17 protein-coding genes and 1 tRNA gene are annotated in these 24,287 nt (G+C 71.6%); 13 read left to right on the forward strand and 5 right to left on the reverse strand.

Going from position 1 to position 24,287, the window contains the following annotated elements; translation table 11 throughout:
• The first annotated feature begins 257 nt into the window (after nt 1-257).
• Nucleotides 258-875 (forward strand): Rv3654c family TadE-like protein, encoded by a 618-nt coding sequence (locus tag ABT070_RS46290; RefSeq protein WP_502990185.1) that lies wholly within the window; start codon nt 258-260, stop codon nt 873-875.
• On the opposite strand, the gene ABT070_RS28780 is transcribed toward ABT070_RS46290, so the two are convergent.
• Nucleotides 866-3,331: a DEAD/DEAH box helicase gene (locus tag ABT070_RS28780; protein WP_351764784.1), complete on the reverse strand. Its 2,466-nt coding sequence runs from the start codon at nt 3,329-3,331 to the stop codon at nt 866-868. The two genes, ABT070_RS46290 and ABT070_RS28780, sit on opposite strands and share 10 nt — an antisense overlap.
• 81 nt (nt 3,332-3,412) lie before the next feature.
• Here ABT070_RS28780 and bldG point away from each other — a divergent pair, with 81 nt between their 5' ends.
• The 12 genes from bldG (at nt 3,413) to ABT070_RS28840 (ending at nt 22,033) form a co-directional block, all read left to right on the forward strand.
• Entirely contained in the window at nt 3,413-3,754 is a 342-nt protein-coding gene (gene bldG, locus ABT070_RS28785; protein ID WP_009189842.1) for an anti-sigma factor antagonist BldG, read from the forward strand.
• 110 nt (nt 3,755-3,864) lie between these two features.
• Nucleotides 3,865-4,299, forward strand: a complete 435-nt coding sequence (locus ABT070_RS28790) for an ATP-binding protein (RefSeq protein WP_351764785.1) — start codon at nt 3,865-3,867, stop codon at nt 4,297-4,299.
• A 321-nt stretch (nt 4,300-4,620) separates the two neighbouring features.
• Nucleotides 4,621-7,026: a sodium-translocating pyrophosphatase gene (locus tag ABT070_RS28795; protein WP_351764786.1), complete on the forward strand. Its 2,406-nt coding sequence runs from the start codon at nt 4,621-4,623 to the stop codon at nt 7,024-7,026.
• Between the two features lie 204 nt (nt 7,027-7,230).
• A complete protein-coding gene (locus ABT070_RS28800; protein ID WP_351764787.1) occupies nt 7,231-7,833 on the forward strand; it encodes a small secreted protein in 603 nt (200 codons plus the stop codon).
• Between the two features lie 56 nt (nt 7,834-7,889).
• Nucleotides 7,890-9,431, forward strand: coding sequence for a DUF7059 domain-containing protein (locus ABT070_RS28805; RefSeq protein WP_451101641.1), 1,542 nt, complete (start codon nt 7,890-7,892; stop codon nt 9,429-9,431).
• A gap of 512 nt (nt 9,432-9,943) precedes the next feature.
• The gene (locus ABT070_RS28810) at nt 9,944-10,141 is read left to right on the forward strand and encodes a hypothetical protein (RefSeq protein WP_351764789.1); all 198 of its coding nucleotides are present in this window, start codon (nt 9,944-9,946) and stop codon (nt 10,139-10,141) included.
• 338 nt (nt 10,142-10,479) lie between these two features.
• On the forward strand, nt 10,480-13,320 hold the full coding sequence (topA, locus tag ABT070_RS28815; RefSeq protein ID WP_351764790.1) for a type I DNA topoisomerase: 2,841 nt from the start codon (nt 10,480-10,482) through the stop codon (nt 13,318-13,320).
• A gap of 105 nt (nt 13,321-13,425) precedes the next feature.
• Complete coding sequence (gene tmk / locus ABT070_RS28820) at nt 13,426-16,716, forward strand: dTMP kinase (protein WP_351764791.1); 3,291 nt, start codon at nt 13,426-13,428, stop codon at nt 16,714-16,716.
• A gap of 151 nt (nt 16,717-16,867) precedes the next feature.
• The gene (locus ABT070_RS28825; protein ID WP_351764792.1) at nt 16,868-18,073 is read left to right on the forward strand and encodes a DNA polymerase III subunit delta'; all 1,206 of its coding nucleotides are present in this window, start codon (nt 16,868-16,870) and stop codon (nt 18,071-18,073) included.
• A 167-nt stretch (nt 18,074-18,240) separates the two neighbouring features.
• A complete protein-coding gene (locus ABT070_RS28830; RefSeq protein ID WP_351764793.1) occupies nt 18,241-19,818 on the forward strand; it encodes an alpha/beta hydrolase in 1,578 nt (525 codons plus the stop codon).
• Between the two features lie 107 nt (nt 19,819-19,925).
• Nucleotides 19,926-19,999 (forward strand) — tRNA-Thr (locus ABT070_RS28835).
• Between the two features lie 1,122 nt (nt 20,000-21,121).
• The gene (locus ABT070_RS28840; RefSeq protein WP_351764794.1) at nt 21,122-22,033 is read left to right on the forward strand and encodes an MHYT domain-containing protein; all 912 of its coding nucleotides are present in this window, start codon (nt 21,122-21,124) and stop codon (nt 22,031-22,033) included.
• Between the two features lie 86 nt (nt 22,034-22,119).
• Here the strand turns inward: ABT070_RS28840 and ABT070_RS28845 are convergent, their stop codons facing one another.
• The 4 genes from ABT070_RS28845 to ABT070_RS28860 are packed head-to-tail and all read right to left on the reverse strand — an operon-like array spanning nt 22,120 to nt 24,175.
• The gene (locus ABT070_RS28845) at nt 22,120-22,974 is read right to left on the reverse strand and encodes a DUF3592 domain-containing protein (RefSeq protein WP_351764795.1); all 855 of its coding nucleotides are present in this window, start codon (nt 22,972-22,974) and stop codon (nt 22,120-22,122) included.
• A gap of 25 nt (nt 22,975-22,999) precedes the next feature.
• Entirely contained in the window at nt 23,000-23,464 is a 465-nt protein-coding gene (locus ABT070_RS28850) for a hypothetical protein (protein ID WP_351764796.1), read from the reverse strand.
• Nucleotide 23,465: 1 nt separating this feature from the next.
• On the reverse strand, nt 23,466-23,714 hold the full coding sequence (locus ABT070_RS28855) for a hypothetical protein (protein ID WP_351764797.1): 249 nt from the start codon (nt 23,712-23,714) through the stop codon (nt 23,466-23,468).
• A gap of 23 nt (nt 23,715-23,737) precedes the next feature.
• Nucleotides 23,738-24,175 (reverse strand): hypothetical protein, encoded by a 438-nt coding sequence (locus tag ABT070_RS28860; RefSeq protein ID WP_351764798.1) that lies wholly within the window; start codon nt 24,173-24,175, stop codon nt 23,738-23,740.
• Nucleotides 24,176-24,287: the final 112 nt, after the last annotated feature.

Below are 24,287 nucleotides of genomic sequence, written 5' to 3' on the forward strand. Positions count from 1 at the left end.
GCCGTGGGGGCGGCTGAGAAGGCTCGGGGGGCGCCGGATGGTGCCGGTGTGTCAGGCGGCTCCCGTGACGCGCCAGGCGCCCTCAGGGGCGCGGCCGTTCGCCCCAGGGGCGCGTCAGGCGGCCCCAGGGACGCGCAGGGTGCCGCCCGCGCCGCCCGCGCGCCGGATGGCATCCGAGGCGCGGAGACAGACGCCGGCGGGTCAGGCGAGCCCCGGGGTGCGTCAGGAGACGCCCGGTGGTCGGTGGGAGGCGTGCCGTGAGCGGCGCGCGGTGTGGCGGCGGGGTCGCGGGGCGCGGAGGCCGGGCTGCGTGGGCCCGGGGTCTCGCAGGGCGTCACAGGGGCGGGGACCGTGGCTCCGCCACCGTCTGGAGTGTGGGTGCGATCGCCGTGCTGTGCGTGGTGTTCGGGATCGTGCTGGCCCTCGGGCAGGCCGTGGCGTCCCGGCACCGTGCCGCGGGCGGTGCCGACCTCGCGGCGCTCGCGGCCGCCGACCACTGGACGGACGGCGTCGCGCGGGCCTGCGCCCGGGCCGACCGGGTGGCCCGGGCGCAGGGCGCGCGACTGGTGCGGTGCGTGGTCGTCGGCGAGATCTCGGACGTGACGGCGGCATCGGGACGGGGGCTGTTCGCGGCCGAGATCAGGGCGCGGGCGGGCCCTGCGGATGCGGTGCAGGCCCCGCAACGGCCTCCGCAACACAGCCCGCCGCCGCACCCGGGTCCCTCCCTTGGCCCTTCCCCAGGCCCTTCCCAAGGCCCTTTCCAAGGCCCTTCTTCAGGCCCGCCCCAGGCCTCTCCTGCGGCGACTTCTCCAGCTCTGCCGCAGGCTCCCCCTCCTGGGCTTTTTTCCAGCCCTGCCGGAGGCTTTCACTCCTGAGACTTCTCCTCGGGAGCCTCCCGCAGCAGTTCCGTGAGCAGCCGCACGGCTCCCCTCTTGTGCAGGGGGTCGTTGCCGTTGCCGCACTTGGGGGACTGGATGCAGGACGGGCAGCCCGCGTCGCACTCGCAGGAGGCGATGGCCTGGCGGGTGGCCGTCAGCCAGGAGCGTGCCGTGTGGAAGGCCCGCTCCGCGAAGCCGGCGCCGCCGGGGTGGCCGTCGTAGACGAAGACCGTCGGCAGCAGGGTGTCGGGGTGGAGGGGGACCGAGACGCCGCCGATGTCCCAGCGGTCGCAGGTCGCGAAGAGGGGCAGCATGCCGATCGAGGCGTGTTCGGCGGCGTGCAGGGCACCGCCGAGGATCTCGGGGTTGATCCGGGCCGCGTCCAGTTGGTCCTCGGTCACCGTCCACCACACGGCACGCGTGCGCAGCGTACGAGGAGGGAGGTCGAGCTTCGACTCGCCCAGGACTTCACCGGTGATGACACGTCGACGCAGGAAGGAGACGACCTGGTTGGTCACTTCGACGGAGCCGTAGCACAACCGGCCCTGGCCCCAGGGGATTTCGACGTCCGTCTCCAGGACGGAGATCGACGTCGTGTCACGGGCCACCGTCGAATAAGGGGGGTTGGCCTCCTCGACCAGGGCGACGGAGTCCTCCAGGTCCAGAGAGCGCACGAGATACGTGCGGCCCTGATGGAGGTGGACGGCGCCCTCGTGGACGGCGGTGTGGGAGGAGCCCGCGTCGACCGTGCCGAGGAGTCGGCCGGTGCCGGCCTCGACGACCTGGACGGGACGGCCGCCCTCGCCGCGGATGTCCGCGAGGTCGGCGGCGCGTTCCCGGCGGGTCCAGTGCCAGGCCTTGGTCCGGCGGCGCAGCAGCTTCGCGGCCTCCAGCTGCGGCAGCAGGCCCTCGGCCTCGGGTCCGAACAGGGGCAGATCCTCGTCGGTCAGCGGGAGTTCCGCGGCCGCCGCGCACAGGTGCGGGGCCAGGACGTAGGGGTTGTCGGGGTCGAGGACGGTCGACTCCACCGGGCGGTCGAACAGTGCCTCCGGGTGATGGACCAGGAAGGTGTCCAGGGGATCGTCCCGGGCGATGAGTACCGCCAGTGCGCCCTGCCCGGACCGCCCCGCACGGCCGGCCTGCTGCCACAGGGACGCGCGTGTGCCCGGGTAGCCGGCGATCAGGACGGCGTCGAGTCCGGAGACGTCGATGCCGAGCTCCAGGGCGGTGGTCGCGGCGAGACCGAGGAGCTCGCCCGAGTGCAGGGCCTGCTCCAGGGCGCGTCGTTCCTCGGGGAGGTAACCGCCGCGGTAGGCCGCGACACGCCGGGCGAGTGAGCGGTCGACCTCGGCGAGGCGTTCCTGGGCGATCACCGCGATCAGCTCGGCGCCCCGCCGCGAGCGGACGAAGGCGACGGTGCGCACGCCCTGGACGGCGAGGTCGGTCAGGAGGTCGGCGGTCTCGGCGGTGGCGGTACGCCGGACGGGTGCGCCCTTCTCGCCCACCATCTCGGTGAGCGGGGGCTCCCACAGGGCGAACACCAGTTCACCGCGGGGCGAGGCGTCGTCGGCGACCTCGACGACCGGCAGGCCGGTGAGGCGCCCGGCGGCGACCGAGGGTTCGGCGGCCGTCGCGGAGGCCAGCAGGAAGACCGGGGAGGCGCCGTAGCGGGCGCACAGGCGGCGAAGGCGGCGCAGCACATGGGCGACGTGGGAGCCGAACACGCCGCGGTAGGTGTGGCACTCGTCGATGACGACGTACTTCAGGGACTTCAGGAAGGAGGACCAGCGGGGGTGGGACGGGAGGATGCCCCGGTGCAGCATGTCCGGGTTGGTGAGGACGTAGTTGGCGTACTGGCGGATCCACTCCCGTTCCTCGAACGGGGTGTCGCCGTCGTACACGGCCGGCCGGACGGCGTTGCCGAGAGGTTGTGAAAGTTCCTTCACCGAGCGGCACTGGTCGGCCGCCAGGGCCTTGGTGGGGGCCAGGTAGAGGGTGGTGGCCCCGCGGCCGTTGGGGGCCTCGGAGCCGTCCAGGAGGGCCGAGAGGACCGGTACGAGGTAGGCCAGGGACTTGCCGGAGGCGGTGCCGGTGGCGACGACCACCGACTCGCCGTCCAGGGCGTGCTCGGCGGCCCGGGCCTGGTGGGCCCAGGGGTGTTCGATGCCGCAGGCCTGCACGGCCGCGATCACCTCGGGGCGAATCCGGTCCGGCCAGACGGCATGGCGGCCCTCCCGCGGGGGCAAGTGCTCCGTATGAGTGATGCGCGACGCCCGGCCAGGTCCCGGGGCGAGCCGGGCCAGAACCTCGCCCGGAGACAGGCGGGGCACGGCCTCGGGCGAGGGTCGATCGGATCGGTGATTCTTGGCCATCGGCACCGAGTGTGTCACCGGCGTGACGGACAATGGGGCCAAGGCGTCGTGCACGCCTGCCGGTAAGTGATTGAATGCCATGGCGGCTGGCGTACCGTCCCGGGGACTCCTGCCCAGGTGTTCCGAGGGGCGACCGCTCGATAGCAAGGTGCTGGAGGATCCGTGGACCTGTCTCTGTCGACCCGTACCGTCGGCGATCGTACGGTCGTCGAGGTCGGTGGCGAAATCGACGTATATACCGCGCCCAAGTTGCGCGAGCAGCTGGTCGAGCTGGTGAACGACGGGAATTTCCACCTCGTCGTGGACATGGAGGGCGTGGACTTCCTCGACTCCACCGGGCTCGGCGTGCTGGTCGGCGGACTGAAGCGGGTGCGTGCCCATGAGGGCTCGCTCCGTCTGGTCTGCAACCAGGAGCGTATTTTGAAGATCTTCCGCATTACCGGTCTGACCAAGGTGTTCCCGATCCACACCTCGGTCGACGAAGCGGTCGCTGCCACCGACTGACCACCCCGTCCCGGGCCCGCGTGGCCCGGCACGGCTGGTCGAACAAAGAGGGGGTCCGGGCTTGGTGGCCCGGCCCCCCGACAGCACGCCCGTAGTTCCGAGGGGGACGCATGGCCACCGTTGAACTCCGCTTCAGCGCGCTGCCCGAGCACGTCAGGACCGCCCGACTGGTGGCGGCAGCGGTGGCGCGCAGGGCCGGAGTGGACGAGGCCGTCCTCGACGAGGTCAGGCTCGCCGTCGGCGAGGCCTGTACCCGTGCCGTCGGACTGCATCAGACCGGCGGCATCACCGCGCCGGTGAAGGTGTCGCTGATCGAGGAGGAGAAGCAGTTCTCCATCGAGGTCGGCGACGAGGCGCCGCGCTCGGCGCCCGGTGACCGGGCGCCCGGATCGGGCGCAGGCGTCGACGTGGAGGCCGAGGAGGACGAGATGGGCCTGGCCGTCATCAGCGGCCTCGTCGACGACGTCGAGGTCTCCGCGGGCGAGCACGGCGGGCTGATCCGCATGACCTGGCCGACCACGCCGGTGTCCGCGACGCTGTCCTGACCCGAACCTCGCGATTCACTCACCCGAAGGGCCCTACCTCGTAGGGCCCTTCGGCATGTGCGGACCTCGGCGACCGCGCTTACAGTGGTTCCGTGAAATGAATCTTGGAATCTCGGTGAAGTGAATCTTGGCGAAGTGAATCTTGCCGCGAATATCGTGAAGCAATTCACGAACCTCAATGCCTTGAAGGCATTACCGAGCGAGATCGTGCGGGTTTTGCGTGCGAAGGCGAATTCCGCTTGCCGCACCCTGTTTTGATCAGGTTCCGGTACCTACAATCCGTCCACATCTTGAGCTCAGCCCAAGCGTCAAGGAGGACGAATGGCGGGGCTTTCTACCCCTCATCGGTTGGACCAACCCACAACCTTCGCAGCCGCAGTGCTGACCGACGGCAACCGCCTGCTCGTGGTGGTCATCGCGGTCGTGGCACTGGCCGCGCTCGTGGTTGCGGGCGTACTGCTCCGCCAGGTGCTCGCGGCCGGCGAGGGCACCGACAGCATGAAGAAGATCGCGGCGGCGGTACAGGAAGGCGCCAACGCGTATCTGTCCCGACAGTTGCGCACGCTCGGCGTATTCGCCGTCGTCGTGTTCTTCCTGCTCTTCCTGCTGCCCGCGGACGACTGGAAACAGCGCGCCGGAAGATCGATCTTCTTCTTGATCGGTGCCGGATTCTCCGCGGCCACCGGTTATATCGGCATGTGGCTGGCCGTGCGCACCAATGTTCGTGTCGCCGCGGCGGCCCGGGAAGCGACTCCGGCGGAAGGCGAGCCGGAAAAGGATCTCACCGCCGTTTCGCACAAGGCAATGAAGATCGCATTTCGCACGGGCGGCGTCGTCGGCATGTTCACGGTGGGGCTGGGTCTGCTCGGCGCCGCCTGCGTGGTGCTGGTGTACGCGGCCGACGCGCCGAAGGTGCTGGAGGGATTCGGACTCGGCGCGGCCCTCATCGCCATGTTCATGAGGGTGGGCGGCGGCATCTTCACCAAGGCCGCCGACGTCGGCGCCGACCTGGTCGGCAAGGTCGAGCAGGGCATCCCGGAGGACGATCCGCGCAATGCCGCGACCATCGCCGACAACGTGGGCGACAACGTCGGCGACTGCGCGGGCATGGCGGCCGACCTGTTCGAGTCGTACGCCGTGACCCTGGTCGCCGCGCTGATCCTCGGCAAGGCGGCCTTCGGCGACGCCGGACTCGCCTTCCCGCTGCTCGTTCCCGCCATCGGCGTGCTCACGGCCATGGTCGGCATCTTCGCGGTCGCCCCGCGTCGCACCGACCGCAGCGGCATGACCGCGATCAACCGGGGCTTCTTCATCTCCGCGGCGATCTCGCTCGTGCTGGTCGCGGTGGCCGTCTTCCTCTATCTCCCCGGCAAGTACGCCGACCTCGACGGCGTCACCGACGCGGCGATCCAGGGCAAGAGCGGCGACCCGCGCGTCCTCGCGCTCGTCGCGGTGGCGATCGGCATCCTCCTGGCCGCGGTCATCCAGCAGTTGACGGGCTACTTCACCGAGACCAGTCGCCGACCCGTGCGCGACATCGGCAAGTCGTCGCTGACGGGTCCCGCCACCGTCGTCCTCGCCGGTATCTCCGTCGGTCTCGAATCGGCTGTCTACACCGCCTTGTTGATCGGCCTGGGTGTGTACGGGGCGTTCCTGCTCGGCGGTACGTCGATCATGCTGGCGCTGTTCGCGGTGGCGCTGGCCGGCACCGGTCTGCTCACCACGGTCGGCGTGATCGTCGCCATGGACACCTTCGGGCCGGTCTCCGACAACGCGCAGGGCATCGCCGAGATGTCCGGTGACGTCCAGGGCGCGGGCGCGCAGGTGCTCACCAACCTCGACGCCGTCGGCAACACGACCAAGGCCATCACCAAGGGCATCGCCATCGCCACCGCCGTCCTGGCGGCGTCGGCGCTCTTCGGGTCGTACCGGGACGCCATCACGACGGGTGCGCAGGACGTCGGGGAGAAGCTCTCCGGGGCAGGCGCGCCGATGAGTTTGATGATGGACATCTCGCAGCCCAACAACCTCGTCGGTCTCATCGCGGGCGCGGCGGTCGTCTTCCTCTTCTCGGGGCTGGCGATCAACGCGGTGTCCCGGTCGGCGGGTTCCGTGGTGTTCGAGGTGCGGCGGCAGTTCCGCGAGCACCCCGGGATCATGGACTACACCGAGGAGCCGGAGTACGGCAAGGTCGTCGACATCTGTACCCGGGACGCCCTGCGCGAGCTGGCCACCCCCGGGCTGCTCGCCGTGCTGGCGCCCATCTTCATCGGGTTCACCCTCGGGGTCGGAGCACTCGGCGCGTTCCTCGCGGGCGCGATCGGCTCCGGCACGCTGATGGCCGTCTTCCTCGCCAACTCCGGCGGCGCGTGGGACAACGCCAAGAAACTCGTCGAGGACGGCCACCACGGCGGCAAGGGCAGCGAGGCCCATGCGGCCACGGTGATCGGGGACACGGTCGGCGACCCGTTCAAGGACACCGCGGGTCCGGCGATCAACCCGCTGCTGAAGGTCATGAACCTGGTGGCGCTGCTCATCGCGCCCGCCGTGATCAAGTTCAGCTACGGGGAGGACAAGAGCATCGGCATGCGGATCCTGATCGCCGTCCTGGCGCTCTCGGTCATCGTGGTCGCGGTGTACGTCTCCAAGCGGCGCGGGATCGCCGTGGGTGACGAAGACAACGCCGATTCCTCGGCCAAGTCCGCCGATCCGGCGGTGATTTCGTAGACCAGCCCGCACCGGCCCACGGGTGCCCAGCTCAAAGGGCGGGCGGGCGACGCGCGTTGTCGCGTCGCCCGCCCGTTGTGTTGAGTATGTGTCCGAGCCGTGAGCCTTCTCTCTCCTGGTGCAAATGGCTGTAATTACCTGCATAGCGGACATTCGTTCTGGGGTTCTCGCCCGGTTGCCGTGTATGTTCCGGGGCCGAGAGCCATGGAAGGGACCAACCCGGTGAACAAGAAGCTCGCGGCCGTGGTGTCCGGCGGTGCGGTACTGGTACTGGCGCTGTCCGGATGCAGCAGTGACGACGACGGCAACAAGGAGCTCGACGCCTGGGCCAAGCAGGTCTGCGACGCGCTGCCTGCCCAGGACGCGAAGGTCGACGCGGCCAACGCCGCGATCAAGCAGGCCGCCACGGACAACAACGCCCCGGCGAACGTCCAGAAGACCGACTCGCAGGCCTTCCAGGACATGTCCGACGCCTACGGCGCGCTCGCCCAGGCCGTTCAGAAGGCCGGGACACCGCCCGGCGTCGACGACGGCGAGAAGAAGCAGAAGGACGCCGTCTCGGCGCTCACCACTCTCTCGACCTCCTACGCGGGCCTGAAGAAGCAGGTCGACGCGCTGGACACGAAGGACCAGGCGAAGTTCGCCGACGGTCTCCAGAACATCGCCACCGACCTCGGCGAGCTCAGCAAGAGCGGCAACACCGCGCTGAAGAACCTCGAGCAGGGCGACGTGAAGAACGCCATGGCCAACCAGGCCAGCTGCAAGAAGGTGGCCACCTCCGCCTCGGCCCGCGCGACGACCGGCTGAGGCCGCGCGGCCGGCGGCGATCCGGGGGAACGCGCCCCGAGTGGTGACGGGAGACAATGGGGGGCGTGAGTAACGCCACCCTCTTCCCCCTGCCCTCCGTCGACCGTCCCGACGTGGCCGCCCGGCTGCGCGAGGCGCTGCTCGCGGCCTCCTTCACCGCGGACGGCCTCCTCGAGCTGCTCGGCGCGCCCGCCTACGCGGCCCTGGCCCGCAGCGAGATCGTGCCCGCGCTGCGCGCGACCCGCGGGGACACGCCGCTGGAGACACTCGTCCGCCTCTTCCTGCTCCAGCAGCCGGTGCCGCAGGCGCGCCTGGAGGAGTTCCTGCCCGTGCAGGCGTGCGTGGAGAGCGGCTGGCTGGTCCCCACGGGGGAGGACGAGATCGCCGCCACCGTGGACGTACGGCCGTACGGCGGGCCGGGCGGCGAGGACTGGTTCATCATCTCCGACCTCGGGTGCGCCGTCGGCGGCGCGGGCGGCAGCGGGAGCGAAGGCCGGCAGGCGGACACGGCCGTCGTCCTCGGTGTCGGCGGCGCGTCGACGACCCTCGCCGGTATCACCGTGCGCACGCCCGTCTCCGCCGCTCTCGACCTCGGCACCGGCTCCGGCATCCAGGCGCTGCACGCCGCCCAGCACGCCACGCGCGTGACGGCGACCGACCTCAACCCGCGCGCGCTGCACATCACCGCGCTCACGCTCGCGCTGTCCGGGGCTCCGGCGGCGGACCTGCGCGAGGGCTCGCTGTTCGAACCGGTCCGGGACGACGAGACGTACGCCCTGATCGTGTCGAATCCGCCGTTCGTGATCTCACCGGGCGCCCGGCTGACCTACCGGGACGGCGGGATGGGCGGGGACGATCTGTGCCGCTCGCTCGTTCAGGGGGCGGGGGAACGGCTGAGCGAGGGCGGGTTCGCGCAGTTCCTCGCCAACTGGCAGCACGTGGAAGGGGAGAACTGGCAGGACAGGCTCAGGTCGTGGGTGCCGCGCGGGTGCGACGCGTGGATCGTCCAGCGCGAGGTGCAGGACGTCACGCAGTACGCGGAGCTCTGGCTGAGGGACGCCGGTGACCACCGGGGCGACCAGGCCCAGTACCAGGCGCACTACGACACATGGCTGGACGAGTTCGAGGCACGCAAGGTGAAGGCCGTCGGCTTCGGCTGGATCACGCTGCGCAGGACGACGGCCGCGGAGCCCGTGATCACGGTGGAGGAGTGGCCGCACCCGGTGGAACAGCCGCTGGGCGACGCCGTCCTGGCGCACTTCGGACGGCTGGACTATCTGCGTGCCCATGACGACGCGGCCCTGCTCGCCGGGCGATTCCGGCTGGTCACTGAGGTCGTCCAGGAGCAGGTCGGGCTGCCCGGCGCCGAGGATCCGGAGCACGTCGTGCTGCGCCAGCACCGCGGCATGCGCCGGGCCACCAAGGTGGACACGGTCGGCGCGGGCTTCGCGGGCGTGTGCGACGGCTCGCTGAGCGCCGGCCGCATTCTCGACGCCATCGCCCAACTGGTCGGCGAGGATCCGGTGTTGCTGCGGGACCGCACTCCGGCCCAGATCCGTCTTCTGGTGGAGCAGGGTTTCCTCGAACCGGCGGAGTGAACCGATCCGGGTCCGGAAGGACCCGGATCCTCGGAGGGGGCTGCCGGACACCGTCGGGAAGACCGGCCGGACGGCATCCGGAGCGCCCCCGGGAGATCTTCCGGAACATCTTCCGGAACGTTTCCTGGAGCGCGGCCCGCTCCGGCTTGCTCCGGCCCGTTCCGGTCCGTCCTCCCCGCTCTCCCTCTTCTCCATGTCTTCTTCGCGCTCGCCGCCGATTCGCCAAGATCGTATGCAGTGTGAGCCGATCGACAACGCGGGCGACGGCGAAGTCGGCCGGAAAGGCCCGCACCCGGTGCGGCGTGCTCCACCGCGCCCGGGGCCGGCTCGGGGGCCGTGCCCCGGTGGTCCGCGGGCCGGTCCCGACGGCACCCCGGCCGACGGCTCACCCGGTCGTCCGCCCCCACTCGTAGCCCCGGCGTTCACCTCGGGTTCGCCGGGGCGCCGCCCGCGCGTGACAGCCTCCCGTGGCCGGGGCAGACGCGGGCCGAGCAAAAGGGGCGGGGACGATCATGGAGAGCGGGCCGACGATCTTCACGGGAACGGTGTTCGCCCTGTTCGGGGGCGCTCTGTTGATGTGGACCGCGGTCCGGGTGCGGAACCGTGAACCCGTGGCCCACGGTGTGAGCCCCGTCGCATCGGCGACTCTGGCGACCGTGGCCTCCGTCGTCGCGCTGGGCGTCGGGGTGTGGTGCTTCGCCCGGCTCTGAAGCCGCCTCCGGGACGACCCGCGGGACCGCCTACGAGGCCGACGCCGAGGCCGCCTTCGCGGATCTCGCCGGACCCCCGTTCGAACCGCGTGAACGTGGTCGCGCCGTGGACGCGCCGGTAAAGGGGAAGACGCGTTCCGGTCGTACGGAAAAGGGCCGGTCGGCACTCCGGGCGGCAGGAATGGCGGTAGTCGGGTTACCGTTCGAGTGGCCGTTGCGGGCTTTTCCCGTTTGACACGGGGGCGGGATGTACCGTCACACTCCGCAGCGTCACCATGACCCGACCCCGGGAGCAAGGCCTGGGGAGGCCCCAGCGTCGACCGGAGAGAAGAGCGAAGTTGTCCCCGACCAGCGAGACCGCAAAGGGCGGCCGCCGACTCGTGATCGTCGAGTCGCCCGCCAAGGCGAAGACGATCAAGGGGTACCTCGGCCCCGGCTATATCGTCGAGGCCAGCGTCGGGCACATCCGTGACCTTCCCAACGGTGCCGCGGAGGTGCCGGACCAGTACACGGGCGAGGTCCGCCGCCTCGGTGTGGACGTCGAACACGACTTCCAGCCGATCTATGTGGTCAACGCCGACAAGCGGGCGCAGGTCAAGAAGCTCAAGGAGCTCCTCAAGGAATCCGACGAGCTCTTCCTCGCCACCGATGAGGACCGCGAGGGCGAGGCGATCGCCTGGCACCTCCAGGAGGTCCTCAAGCCGAAGATCCCGGTCAAGCGGATGGTCTTCCACGAGATCACCAAGGACGCGATCCGGGCCGCCGTCGCCAACCCGCGCCAGCTCAACCAGAAGCTCGTCGACGCCCAGGAGACCCGCCGCATCCTCGACCGTCTCTACGGCTACGAGGTCTCGCCGGTCCTGTGGAAGAAGGTCATGCCGCGCCTGTCGGCCGGCCGTGTCCAGTCCGTCGCCACCCGGCTCGTCGTGGAGCGGGAACGCGAGCGCATCGCGTTTCGTTCTGCCGAGTACTGGGACCTGACGGGCACCTTCTCGACCGGCCGCGCGGGGGATGCGTCGGACCCGTCGTCGCTGGTCGCCCGCCTCCAGACCGTCGACGGCAGGCGGGTCGCGCAGGGCCGCGACTTCGACTCCCTGGGACAGCTCAAGAGCGCGAACATCCTCCACCTCGACGAGACGAACGCCCGCTCCCTGGCCGTCGCCCTGGAGAACACGCGGTTCGCCGTCCGGTCCGTCGAGTCGAAGCCCTACCGCCGCTCGCCGTACGCCCCGTTCCGTACGACGACGCTGCAGCAGGAGGCCAGCCGCAAGCTCGGTTTCGGCGCCAAGGCCACCATGCAGGTCGCGCAGAAGCTGTACGAGAACGGCTACATCACGTACATGCGTACGGACTCCACGACGCTGAGCGAGACGGCGATCAAGGCCGCCCGCGCCCAGGTCACGCAGCTGTACGGCGCCGACTACCTGCCGCCCCAGCCGCGCACGTACGCCGGCAAGGTCAAGAACGCGCAGGAGGCGCACGAGGCGATCCGCCCCTCGGGTGATCGTTTCCGCACGCCCGCCGAGACGGGCCTGACCGGCGACCAGTTCAAGCTCTACGAGCTGATCTGGAAGCGGACGGTCGCCTCCCAGATGAAGGACGCGGTCGGCAACAGCGTCACGGTGAAGATCGGTGGCAACGCCGCCGACGGCCGGGACGTCGAGTTCAGCGCCTCCGGCAAGACGATCACCTTCCACGGCTTCCTGAAGGCGTACGTCGAAGGCGCCGACGACCCGAACGCCGAGCTGGACGACCGCGAGCGCCGGCTGCCCCAGGTCGGCGAGGGCGACGCGCTGACCGCCGAGGAGATCACGGTCGACGGGCACGCCACCAAGCCCCCGGCCCGCTACACCGAGGCCAGCCTGGTCAAGGAGCTCGAAGAGCGCGAGATCGGCCGCCCCTCGACGTACGCGTCGATCATCGGCACGATCCTCGACCGCGGCTACGTCTTCAAGAAGGGCACGGCACTCGTGCCGTCCTTCCTGTCCTTCGCCGTGGTCAACCTCCTGGAGAAGCACTTCGGCCGGCTGGTCGACTACGACTTCACCGCGAGGATGGAGGACGACCTCGACCGCATCGCCCGCGGTGAGGCGCAGGCCGTGCCGTGGCTGAAGCGGTTCTACTTCGGCGAAGGCGTGGGTCACGGCGGTGCGGCCGAGGCCGGCAACGGCGACGGTGACCACCTCGGCGGCCTCAAGGAGCTGGTGACCGACCTGGGCGCGATCGACGCGCGCGAGGTGTCGTCGTTCCCGGTGGGCAACGACATCGTGCTGCGGGTCGGGCGCTACGGCCCCTACATCGAGCGCGGCGAGAAGGACTCCGAGGGCCACCAGCGGGCGGACGTGCCCGAGGACCTGGCCCCGGACGAGCTGTCCGTCGAACTCTCCGAGGAGCTGCTCGCCAAGCCGAGCGGCGACTTCGAGCTCGGTGCCGACCCGGAGAGCGGCCACCAGATCATCGCCCGGGACGGCCGCTACGGCCCGTACGTCACCGAGGTGCTCCCCGAGGGCACCCCGAAGACCGGCAAGAACGCCGTGAAGCCGCGTACGGCCTCGCTGTTCAAGTCGATGTCGCTGGACACGGTGACGCTGGCGGACGCCCTCAAGCTGATGTCGCTGCCGCGGGTCGTCGGCGCCGACGCGGAGGGCGTGGAGATCACCGCGCAGAACGGCCGTTACGGCCCGTACCTGAAGAAGGGCACGGACTCCCGGTCGCTCCAGACCGAGGACCAGCTCTTCACGATCACCCTCGAAGAGGCGCTGGAGATCTACTCCCAGCCCAAGCAGCGTGGCCGGGCCGCCGCCAAGCCGCCGCTGAAGGAGCTGGGCGCGGACCCGGTCAGCGGACAGCCGGTCGTCGTCAAGGACGGTCGCTTCGGGCCGTACGTCACCGACGGGGAGACCAACGCGACCCTGCGCTCCGGCGACAGCGTCGAGGAGATCACCCCGGAGCGCGGCTTCGAGCTGCTCGCCGAGAAGCGCGCCAAGGCGCCGGCCAAGAAGACGGCCAAGAAGGCGCCCGCGAAGAAGGCGACGGCGAAGAAGACGGCCCCGGCCAAGAAGACGGCCGCCAAGAAGACCGCCGCGAAGACGACGGCCAAGACCACGGCGGCGAAGACGACGACGAAGAAGACGGTCGCGAAGAAGGCGACGGCTTCCCCGGCCTCGTCCGAGGACTGATCCACGACCGGCTAAACCAACGCCCCGGCATCACTTTGGTGTCGGGGCGGTCGTACGTGCGGACGGGGGCGACAGGGTGTCAGTCGCGGCCGATAGGCTGAAAGCATGACGCGAGCCGAGCAGCCAACGGCCCACCACCCGGCACCGGACGACGCCCTGGTGGCGGACTCCCGCGAGCGCGCTGTGCGCGCGCTGTTGCGCGAGCCGCAGCTCAAGCGGCTCTGGAGCGCACAGCTGGTGAGCGGGGTGGGAGACGCCCTCGCACTCCTTGTGTTCGTTCTCCTCGTCCTCCAGGTGGCCATCGTGGAGGGCTCCTTCGGGGGCGGCTACCGCGGTGTGGCCTTCGCGGTGGCGACCGTCTTCGCGGTGCGCATTCTGGCCACCCTCCTCTTCGGCGCCGTCCTCCTCGGCCCACTGACCTCACTGACCTCGCCGGACGGCCCGCTCGACCGCCGCTGGACCATGGTCGGCGCGGACGGTGTGCGCGCCGCGCTGCTGATCGTCGCGCCGCTGTGGATCGACTGGACGCCGGACGACGCGCTCGCTCTGCTGCTCGTCACGGCGTTCGTGACCGGGGTGGCCGAGCGGTTCTGGACGGTGGCCCGCGAGAGCGCGTCCCCGGCCCTGCTGCCCGCCCCGCCGCTGGAGGGCGCGACCGTACGGCCGCTGCCGGACCACATGGACGCCCTGCGCCGGCTGTCGCTGCGCACGAGCTTCGTCACGATCCCGCTGGGCGCGGCCACGCTGGTCGTCGCGGCGTTGTTCAACAATCTTCTGGGCGCCGGGATCGACTGGTTCGGCCAGCACCAGGCGGCCCTCGCCTCGTACGTCGCCGGGGGACTCTTCGCCGGCTCCCTGTCCATCGTGACCTTCCTGGAGCTGCCCGGACTGCGCACCCCGCGCGCGCGGTCGCCGCTCGAGGGGCTGCGCCGGCCCAGGACCGCCACCGGCGTCGACGCGGGCCGCACCGGCGCGATCCCGTTGCTGCTCCTCGCCTGCGCGGCCGTCGCCGGGGCGGTCTCCGCCGCCGTCGCCGTCGCCGTACTGCACGCCAAGGACCTGGGCGGCGGTCCGGTCATGTACGGGCTGTTCGTGCTCGCGCTGACCGGCGGGGTCGTCGTCGGCATCCGTACGGCGCCGAAGGTGCTGGCGGCGCTGTCGCGGCGCCGGCTGCTCGCGCTGGCCATCGCCTTCACCGGCGCGGCGCTGCTGGCCGCCGGGCTGGTCCCGGACGTCACCAGCGTGCTGCTGATCCTGGCCCTGGCCGGCGTCGGCGCGGGCGTCGCCGCCAACACCGGGCACGCCCTGCTCGACCAGGAGACCGAGGAGAACCGCCGGGCGCGGACGACGGAGCACCTGCACGCCCTCGTACGGGTCGTGGTGGCGCTGGGCGTGGTGATCGCCCCGCTGGTGGCGGCGCTCATCGGACCGCACCGGCTGGAGAACGGCAAGTTCGTGTTCGCGCACGGCGGGGCGGCGTTCACGCTGATCCTGGTCGGCGCGCTGCTCCTGCCGGTGGCCGCACTGGTGCTGGCCAAGGTCGACGACCGTGCCGGCGTACCCCTGCGGCAGGACCTGCGGGACGCGCTGCTCGGCGGCGACGACCCGGTGCAGACATCGGTCGGGACGGGATTCTTCATCGCCCTGGAGGGCGGCGACGGCGCCGGCAAGTCCACGCAGGCCGAGGCGCTCGCCGAGTGGATCAGGGCCAAGGGCCACGAGGTCGTCCTCACCCGTGAGCCGGGGGCCACGCCCGTGGGCAAGCGGCTGCGTTCGATCCTGCTGGACGTCTCCAGCGCCGGGCTCTCGCACCGCGCGGAGGCCCTGCTGTACGCGGCGGACCGCGCGGAGCACGTCGACACGGTCGTCCGGCCCGCCCTGGAGCGCGGCGCGGTGGTCATCACCGACCGGTACATCGACTCGTCCGTGGCCTACCAGGGCGCGGGCCGCGACCTGTCCCCGACCGAGATCGCGCGGATCTCGCGCTGGGCGACGAACGGCCTGGTCCCGCATCTGACGGTCCTGCTGGACGTGTCCCCGGAGGCCGCCCGCGAGCGGTTCACGGAGGCACCGGACCGGCTGGAGTCGGAGCCGGCCGAGTTCCACACGCGCGTGCGCTCCGGCTTCCTCACGCTGGCCGCCGCCGACCCGGGCCGCTACCTGGTGGTCGACGCGGCCCAGGAGCCCGAGGCCGTCACGGCCGCCGTCCGGCACCGGCTCGACCAGCTGCTGCCCCTGTCCGAGGCCGAGATCAAGGCCCAGGAGGAGGCGCGCAGGAAGGCCGAGGAGGAGGCCCGCCGCAAGGCCGAGGAAGAGGCCGCGCGCAAGGCCGAGGAGGAGCGCCTGGAGCGCGAGCGCCAGGAGCAGCTCGCCAAGCTGCGCGCCGAGGAGGAGGAGCGCAAGCGGCGCGAGCTGGAGGAGGCGCAGCGGCGCGAGGCCGAACGGCAGGCCGAGGAGGCGCGGCTGCGCGCCGAGGAAGCACGCAGGCGTGCCGAGGAGGAGCGGGTCAGGCTCCTCGCGGAGGAGAAGGCCCGCGCCGAGGAGGAGGCCCGCCGCAAGGCGGAGGACGAGCGGCGCCGTCGGCAGGCCGAGGAGGAGGCGCGGCTGCGTGCCGAGGCCGAGGCCCGGCGTCTGGAGAAGCAGCGGAAGGCCGAGGAGGCGCTGCTGCGGGCCGAGCAGGCCCGGCGCGCAGCGGAGCAGGCCACCGCGGCGGCGCAGGTCGGACCGAAGCCGGCGCGCCCCACCTCGACCGCCGCTCCGGCGGCTCCGGCGGTCCCGCCGGAGGCCGTGACCGTGCCGACGCCGGTGGTGACTCCGACGAACGCGTCGGGCGGGCCGGTGGACGAGACGGCGGTGCTGCCGCCGATCCGGACGGACAAGGAGCCCGCGCAGCCCTCCCGGCCGACCGGGAACGCGTCCGGCTCCGGGAAGCCCGCGGGTTCCGCGGGCGGGGCCGACGCCGAGGTGACGGCCGAGCTGCCGCAGCCCTCGATTCCGCCGGGGGCCGCGGACGAGACCGCGGTACTGCCGCCGGTGCGCGACGAGAGCGCCGAGGAGAAGACGGCCGTACTGCCTCCGGTCCGCGAGGGGAACTCTGCCGACGAGACGGCCGTGCTGCCTCCCGTGCGCGACCAGGGCCCCTCGGACCGGGTGCCGCCGGGCTACTTCCGCGACGAACGGGGCGAGCGGGACGGGGCTCGGCCGGACGGGGCCGACGACCGGACACGTGAGCTGCCGCAGGTCGACGAGGAGGGCGCGCCCCGGCAGCGCCCCCGGTCGGACTGGGCCGAGGAGACCCCGCTGGACGATCTGCCCACGCTGGCGGACGAACTGCTGGGCCCGCGCCGGGACGAGGAAGGCAACGGCGAGGACCGCGGGCGGGGCCGGCGCCGCTGAGCGTTCCGGCGCCACCGGGCGTATCGCCGCTGCCGGGCGTCCCGCCGCCGTTCGCCGGCGGGACGTCGACCTCACCCGTGACTCGATTGTCAGTGGCTCCCCGCACAATGGAAGCCGCAACGCGAAACGTGACGAAAGGGCGGCGTGAGGCATGACCGTGTGGGACGACCTCGTCGGGCAGGAGAAGGTGAGCGAGCAGCTCGCCGCTGCCGCTCGGGACGCCGACGCGCTCGTCACCGCGGCCGGCTCCGCCGCTCCGCCGCCCGAGACGTCGAAGATGACGCACGCCTGGCTGATCACCGGCCCGCCCGGTGCCGGTCGCGGCCAGGTGGCGCGGGCCTTCGCCGCCGCCCTCCAGTGCGTGAGCCCGGACCGGGCGCTCGGCGGTGTTCCGGGCTGCGGGTTCTGCGACGGCTGTCATACGGCGCTCATCGGCACCCACGCCGACGTCAACACCGTCGCCGCCGTCGGTTCGCAGATCCTCGCCGAGGACATGCGCGACACGGTCCGTAAGTCGTACACCTCGCCCGCCACGGGCCGCTGGCAGATCATCCTCGTCGAGGACGCCGAGCGGCTGAACGAGAAGTCGGCCAACGCCGTGCTGAAGGCCGTCGAGGAGCCCGCCCCCCGGACGGTCTGGCTGCTCTGCGCGCCCTCGCTGGAGGACGTGCTGCCCACCATCCGCTCCCGCTGCCGGCACCTGAACCTGCGCACGCCCTCCGTCGACGCCGTCGCCGACATGCTCGTCCGGCGCGAGGGCATCGAGCCGGCCGTCGCCGCGGCCGCCGCCCGGGCCACCCAGGGGCACGTCGACCGGGCCCGCCGACTGGCCACCGACCCCGCCGCGCGGGAGCGCCGCGCGTCCGTGCTGAAGCTGCCCCTGCGGGTCGACGACGTCGGCGGCTGCCTCCGGGCTGCCCAGGAGCTGGTCGACGCGGCGACCGAGGACGCCAAGCAGCTCGCGGAGGAGATGGACGGCAAGGAGACCGAGGAACTGAAGGCGGCGCTGGGCGCGGTCCAGGGCGGCCGGATGCCGCGCGGTACGGCGGGCGTGATGAAGGACCTGGAGGACAAGCAGAAGCGCCGCAGGACGCGCACGCAGCGCGACAGCCTCGACCTCGCGCTCACCGACCTGACCGCCTTCTACCGCGACGTCCTCGCCCTCCAGCTCGGCTCCCGCATCGCGATCGCCAACGTGGACGCCGAGGACGCCCTGGAGCGGCTCGCCCGCGGCAGCAGCCCGGAGTCGACCCTGCGCCGTATCGAGGCCATCGCCGGGTGCAGACAGGCCCTCGACCGGAATGTGGCTCCACTGCTCGCGGTGGAGGCGATGACCATGGCGCTCAGAGCGGGCTGACCCGCCGTCCGTGCCCGGCGTCCGTGCCGGCGCCCGGCGCTCGGCGAGCGGGTCGGCCCGGCCCGGCATCGGTACGCGTCGTCGATCTTGGGTTGACGGCGTCACTCGTCCGTGTCCCTTCGTGTACGTACGGCGTTCGTGCCATTGCGCAGAGTTACGCTCGCTGGATGCACATCAGGCGCTCTCTCCGCAGGTCCCGAACCGGCGTCACGCTCCTCTCGCTCGCCGCGCTGCTCGTCTCCGGCTGTTCCGCCGCGGGGACGACGAGCTCCGCAGGGTCCACGGCGGTGGCGGCGCTCGTCGCACTGCCGCGGGCCACGCCGTCGGCGCTCGCGCCGTACTACGGGCAGAAGCTGAGCTGGCGCGGCTGCGGTGTGCCCGGCTTCGAGTGCGCGACCCTGAGAGCACCGCTCGACTACGCGGACCCGGGCGCGGGCGACGTCCGGCTCGCGGTCGCCCGCAAGAAGGCGACGGGCCCGGGCAAGCGGCTCGGCTCGCTGCTGGTGAACCCGGGCGGACCGGGCGGCTCGGCGGTCGGCTACCTCCAGCAGTACGCCGGCATCGGCTACCCCGCCGGGGTCCGGGCCCGCTACGACATGGTCGCCGTCGACCCGCGGGGCGTGGCCCGCAGTGAGCCCGTGGAGTGCCTCGACGGGCGCGCGATGGACACCTACACCCAGACGGACACCACCCCCGACGACCAGCGGGAGACCGGCGAACTCGTCGACGCGTACAAGGAGTTCGCGGAGGGCTGCGGCGCGCGCTCGGCACGGCTGCTGCGGCACGTCTCCACCGTGGAGGCGGCTCGTGACATGGACATCCTGCGCGCGGTGCTGGGCGACGGGAAGCTCACGTACGTGGGGGCGTCGTACGGGACGTTCCTCGGCGCGACCTACGCGGGGCTCTTCCCGAACCGGGTGGGCCGGCTCGTCCTGGACGGCGCGATGGACCCGTCGCTGCCCGCCCGCCGCCTCAACCTGGACCAGACGGCGGGCTTCGAGACGGCGTTCCAGTCGTTCGCGAAGGACTGTGTCACGCGGCCCGACTGCCCGCTCGGCGGCAAGGGCACGGCTCCCGCCAAGGTCGGCGAGAACCTCAAGGCCTTCTTCCGCAAGCTCGACGCGCACCCGATCCCCACCGGCGACCCGGACGGCCGCAAGCTCGGCGAGGCCCTCGCCACCACCGGCGTGATCGCGGCGATGTACGACGAGAGCACCTGGGAGCAGCTGCGCGAGGCGCTGAACTCGGCGATCAAGGACAAGGACGGCGCGGGCCTGCTCGCCCTCTCCGACAGCTACTACGAGCGGGACGCCGACGGCCGCTACGCCAATCTGATGGCCGCCAACGCGGCGGTGAACTGCCTCGACCTCCCCGCGGCCTTCTCCACTCCCGGCCAGGTCGAGAAGGCGCTGCCGTCCTTCGAGAAGGCGTCCCCGGTCTTCGGCGAGGGGCTCGCCTGGGCCTCCTTGAACTGCGCCTACTGGCCGGTGAGGCCCACGGGCGAGCCGCACCTCATCGAGGCGAAGGGCGCCGCCCCGATCGTCGTCGTCGGCACCACCCGCGACCCGGCGACCCCGTACCGTTGGGCCCGGTCCCTGGCCCACCAGCTCACCTCGGCCCGCCTCCTCACCTACGAGGGCGACGGCCACACCGCCTACGGCCGCGGCAGCGCCTGCATCGACTCCGCGATCGACACCTACCTGCTCCACGGAACCCCTCCGGCGGACGGCAAGCGCTGCAAGTAGCGGCCGGTGCGGCCCCGGGACGAGCCCTCCCGGGGCCTGTTCGGAGCACCCCTGGAAACTGTGTAGACTTACCGACGTTGCTGATCGCACCATGGTGTGGACAGCGCGCCGCCTTAGCTCAGATGGCCAGAGCAACGCACTCGTAATGCGTAGGTCTCGGGTTCGAATCCCGAAGGCGGCTCTGCCGAAGCCTCAGGACTCACTCGCCGTGACCTGGGGCTTTTGCTTTTGATGGATACGGCGAGAGCGCCTAGCGCGGGCCGCGCGGCTGTCCCTGGTCCCAGTCCCAGTCGCAGCCCAGCCCCAGCCCCAGCCCCAGTCTCCCTCTCAGCCTCCTCCGACTCCGTCTCCGTCTCCTTCTCCGTTTTGGTCTTGGTCTCGGGTGCGGGTTCCGGGGTCGACGAAGATCGACAGACGCACGCCGGGCGGCGGGCTTGGCTCGCCTCCGCCGCCGGTCGCTCACTCGGCGAGGGTGGTGACGGACGTCGCTCCGGTCAGGACCGCGCAGGCGGTCGGCGGAGAGCTCGGATCGCTGGATGTGGACGCCTGGACGCCGGCCGCCCGGACCCGCCCGGGAGGGTTGCCCGGGGCGCGTCCGGGCGGTGGGTGGCTTCTCGGGGGGCGCGGTTGTGGCCGGCGCTGGTGAAGTTCCGTTCTGTGTCGACCGGTTGCCTGTGTGGCGCGAGTCTCGACCTCGGGACCCGCTGATCATCCAGGGTGGGCCGGTCCGGCCGCGGTCGGCACGGGTGGCTCGGCGGACGCGGAGAGTTCTGAGGCCGTTCCGCCTTCCTCTGTGACCGGCTGAGCTCAACTCGGGGTGTCGTCACCGGCTATCACCGGCTATCACCGGCTATCACCGGCTGTCGGCGGCTATTGGCGGCTTTGCACGGCGTCCTGCGCTTGGGGGGCGGGTCGCGGGTCCAGGGGCGCGGTTGTGGTCGCCGTGCGGTGTACGGGATTTGTGGCGAAGAGCGGCGATGTATCGATTCGGCGAACGAGTGCCCGCATTGTGTGGGAAGTGTGTGCATCATGTGCTTGAATCATGCACAACTCGGCCAGGTGGCTTGATCTGTTCGCCCGGTTCCCCTCTGCCCTGCCTCCCTCAGCAGGGCGGCCGTGCATCCCGGGTCCTGCCTCCCGGCCGAGCCGGCCAACCCGTATGGCGGGGACGGGGATCGGCGTCGCTCACCCGTCTCTGACCTCAGCACCCCGATGCGTCCGCGTGTCCGCATCACCGTGTCTGCCCGCACACCGCCTCCGCGGTGTCGTCCGCTCTGCCGAGACGCATGTGAAGGGAACCCTGATGACCGCCACCGTCTCCAACTTCTACTACGGCGCCGTGACTCCCGTGGCCGCCTATCTGATGGCCTGTCTCGGCGCGGGACTCGGGCTGCGGTGCACGACCCGCTCGCTTCGGCGCCCGCAGCGCAGAGCCGGCTGGCTGGCCCTGGGTGCCATATCCATCGGCTGCGGCATCTGGACCATGCACTTCATCGCCATGATCGGCTTCAGCGTGCAGGGCGCGCTGGTGAACTACGACGTGACGAAGACGCTCCTGAGCCTCGCCGTCGCGATCGTCGTCGTCGCCATCGGCGTGTTCCTCGTCGGCTACCGCGGCGGCTCTTCGCTGAACCTGGGCATGGCCGGTCTGATCACCGGGCTCGGGGTCGCGGCCATGCACTACCTCGGTATGGCCGCCATCCACACCAACGGCGGGCTCCACTACGACACGCGGGCGGTGGCCCTGTCGGTCGTCATCGCCGTCGCCGCCGCCACGGCGGCGCTGTGGGCGGCGGTCTCCGTCCACGGGCTGTGGTCCACCGTCGGCGCGAGCCTGGTCATGGGTGTGGCTGTGACCGGCATGCACTACACCGGCATGGCCGCGGTCTCCGTCCACCTCACCGGCGAAGCGGCGACCGCGCAGTCGTCCACCACGCTGCTGTCCTTCCTCCTGGTCATGCTCGCCGCGCCGTTCGCCATTCTGCTGATCGCCGCCGTGATCGTGATGTTCGACCCGGACATGATGCTCGGCGACGAGGACGCGGACCGGGTCGCGCCCGCACCGTACGACGCCGCCGGCGGCGACAGCTACGGCGATGCCGCCGGTCACGGCACCGGCTACAGCACCGGTCACAGCACCGGCTATCCCCAGCAGCCCCAGCCGCAGTACCCGGCGCAGCCCCAGCAGCCGTCGAGGTCGTCCACCACCTGGTGACCGGTCTGCACGGAACCGACGGCCGACGGCCGGCCGACGTCCTGCCGGCGACACCTGTAGGCGGCGGTCCGGGTGCGGCCCGGGTGTCAGAGCAGTGCCGCGCCCGTCGCGACCGCCGCCGCACCGGTGATCAGCAGGATGATGATCCAGCCGATGGCCCGTTCGTTGGCGCGACGGTCCGCTGCGGGGTCGGGGGTGTAGACGGCCGGGTCGGAGGGGGCGTAGTGGAGGGTGAGTTCACGGTGGAGGGAGTGGCTCGGGTCGGGGATGCCGTCGCGGGACAGGACGGTGACGTGGGTGCCGTCCTCGGTGGTGAAGGTGAGGACCGGAGCGTGGTTGACGAGCTCTTCGCCCTCCCCGTCGGTGTAGACGTCCTTGGTGACGGCCACGACGCGGGCCGGGACGGCCACGGCCGAGGACAGCAGGTCGTCGCGGGCGCGGGCTGCGCGGATGTCGGGACTGGCCGCCGCGAAGACGGTGAGCAGGGCGCCGAAGCCGAGCAGCGCGTACGGGTAGCCCCGGACGACGGTCGCATGGATCACGAGGCCGATGAGGAGCAGGATCGTCGCGCAGTCGGGGCCGACCCGGCCGTTCCTGTCCTGCGGGGTGTCGGTCGTGACGCGGAACCGGTGCGGCTGCCCTCGGGGGTAGCGCACCCGCAGTTCCCGGCCCACCCAGGCTTCCTCGACCGAGTAACCGTGCCTGCCCGCGTTCGACAGGGTGAACTGCCTTTCGGTGAAAGGGTCCTGGAACGCGACCGTCACCGGTATGCCGGGCTGCTTGGAGGCGCCGTGGGCCGGTGGTTCCACGGCCACGATCCGCGCCGTCACCCATACCGCGCGCTGGGCCCGGGTCAGTCCGGTGAGCGAGAGGGTGTAGCCGAGGAACGCCAGCCCCGCGGGTACCACCCACCACAGTTCCAGTAGTTCGTAACCGCCCATGCCAGTGCCGGCCTTTCTGCGCCGATCAGAGGGAGACGCGGAACAGGTTGTCGGTCGGGTCGACGACGGCCGTGAGGCGGAGGCCCACGCGCAGGGCGGGGTGCCGTGAGCGTTTCCAGGTCGTCTCGAACGTCCGCAGGCCCGGGCCGCCGATGCGGAGAGCGACCATGACACCGGCGTCGTCCGCGTCCTCCCAGTCGGTCAGGTCGGTGACCTCCGCCGTCGCAGCGACCCCGACGGTGTCGAGCCGCCGGTTGTTGCCCCTCTCGACGGAGGCGTGGGCCCAGAGGCCGATGCCCAACGGCGTGCAGAGCAGCGTGGACAGGATGCCCCCGAGCATGAGGGGAGCGTCGGCGAAGACGGTGAAGCCCAGCATGACCGGTCCGCACACGCACAGGCCCAGGGCGGTGGAGCAGAGGACCACCGTCGCGTACGGACCGAGGTCGGACGCCTGCGTCGGCTCGGGGACGCCGTTCCCGCCGTCGGCCATCTCAGGGCTCCGGCCGCTCGGACGGGCCCTGTGCCAGCCGCTCGGCGAGGACGCGCAGCCCGTCCAGCCGGTGCGAGTCGTAGGGGAGGGAGTGGCGCGTACCGCGTCCGGTGACGATCGTCATCCTGGGGTTGCGGCCCGTGCCGAACTCCAGCCGGGGCGCCTGCCAGATGTGGGTGCGGTGGGTGTCGGAGTAGCCGAACAGCTCCAGGATCCGGCCGTCGAACGAGATCAGGACCGTGTCGGTCACCAGTGCTTCGTACGGCGGTGCCGTCACGGGGCGACACCGTCCCCGGCGTACAGGTAGTCGCCCGGCCGGGCGGGGTCGGCGACCAGCAGTACCTGGTCGCCGGCGCGCGGGATCCGCAGCTTCGAGACGATGGTCTGAAGGGTGATCCGCTCGGCGGCCCCGGACGGCCGGGGCACCAGGTCGACGACCAGGACGACGACCGGGTCGAAGTTGACCAGCTTGCCGGTGTCGCTGATCGACACGACGACGGCGGGTATGGTCGGCACCCCCATGGCGAGCAACTGCTGTACGCCGATCCCGGAGTTGTACGCGCTCATCGACTGCTGGACCCGCGCGTAGTCCTCGGCGCCGAGGAAGGCGCGGGTGGCGCGACCGTAGAAACCCTTGCCGCCGGCCACCTTGCCGGCGATCTCGGCGGCCCGCTCCTCGCGGGTCCGGTGACGCTTCCTGAAGATTCCCATGACGGCTTCCCCTTCTCGGCGATGTCGGGCGACGCCCGGCTGTGTCCGACGCGGCCTGCACGGACCTCGTCGTGCGCGATCCGGAACGCGTCCACGGTCGGGACGCTAGAAG

Source organism: Streptomyces sp. NPDC002884, assembly GCF_040295245.1.
Classification (GTDB): Bacteria; Actinomycetota; Actinomycetes; order Streptomycetales; family Streptomycetaceae; genus Streptomyces.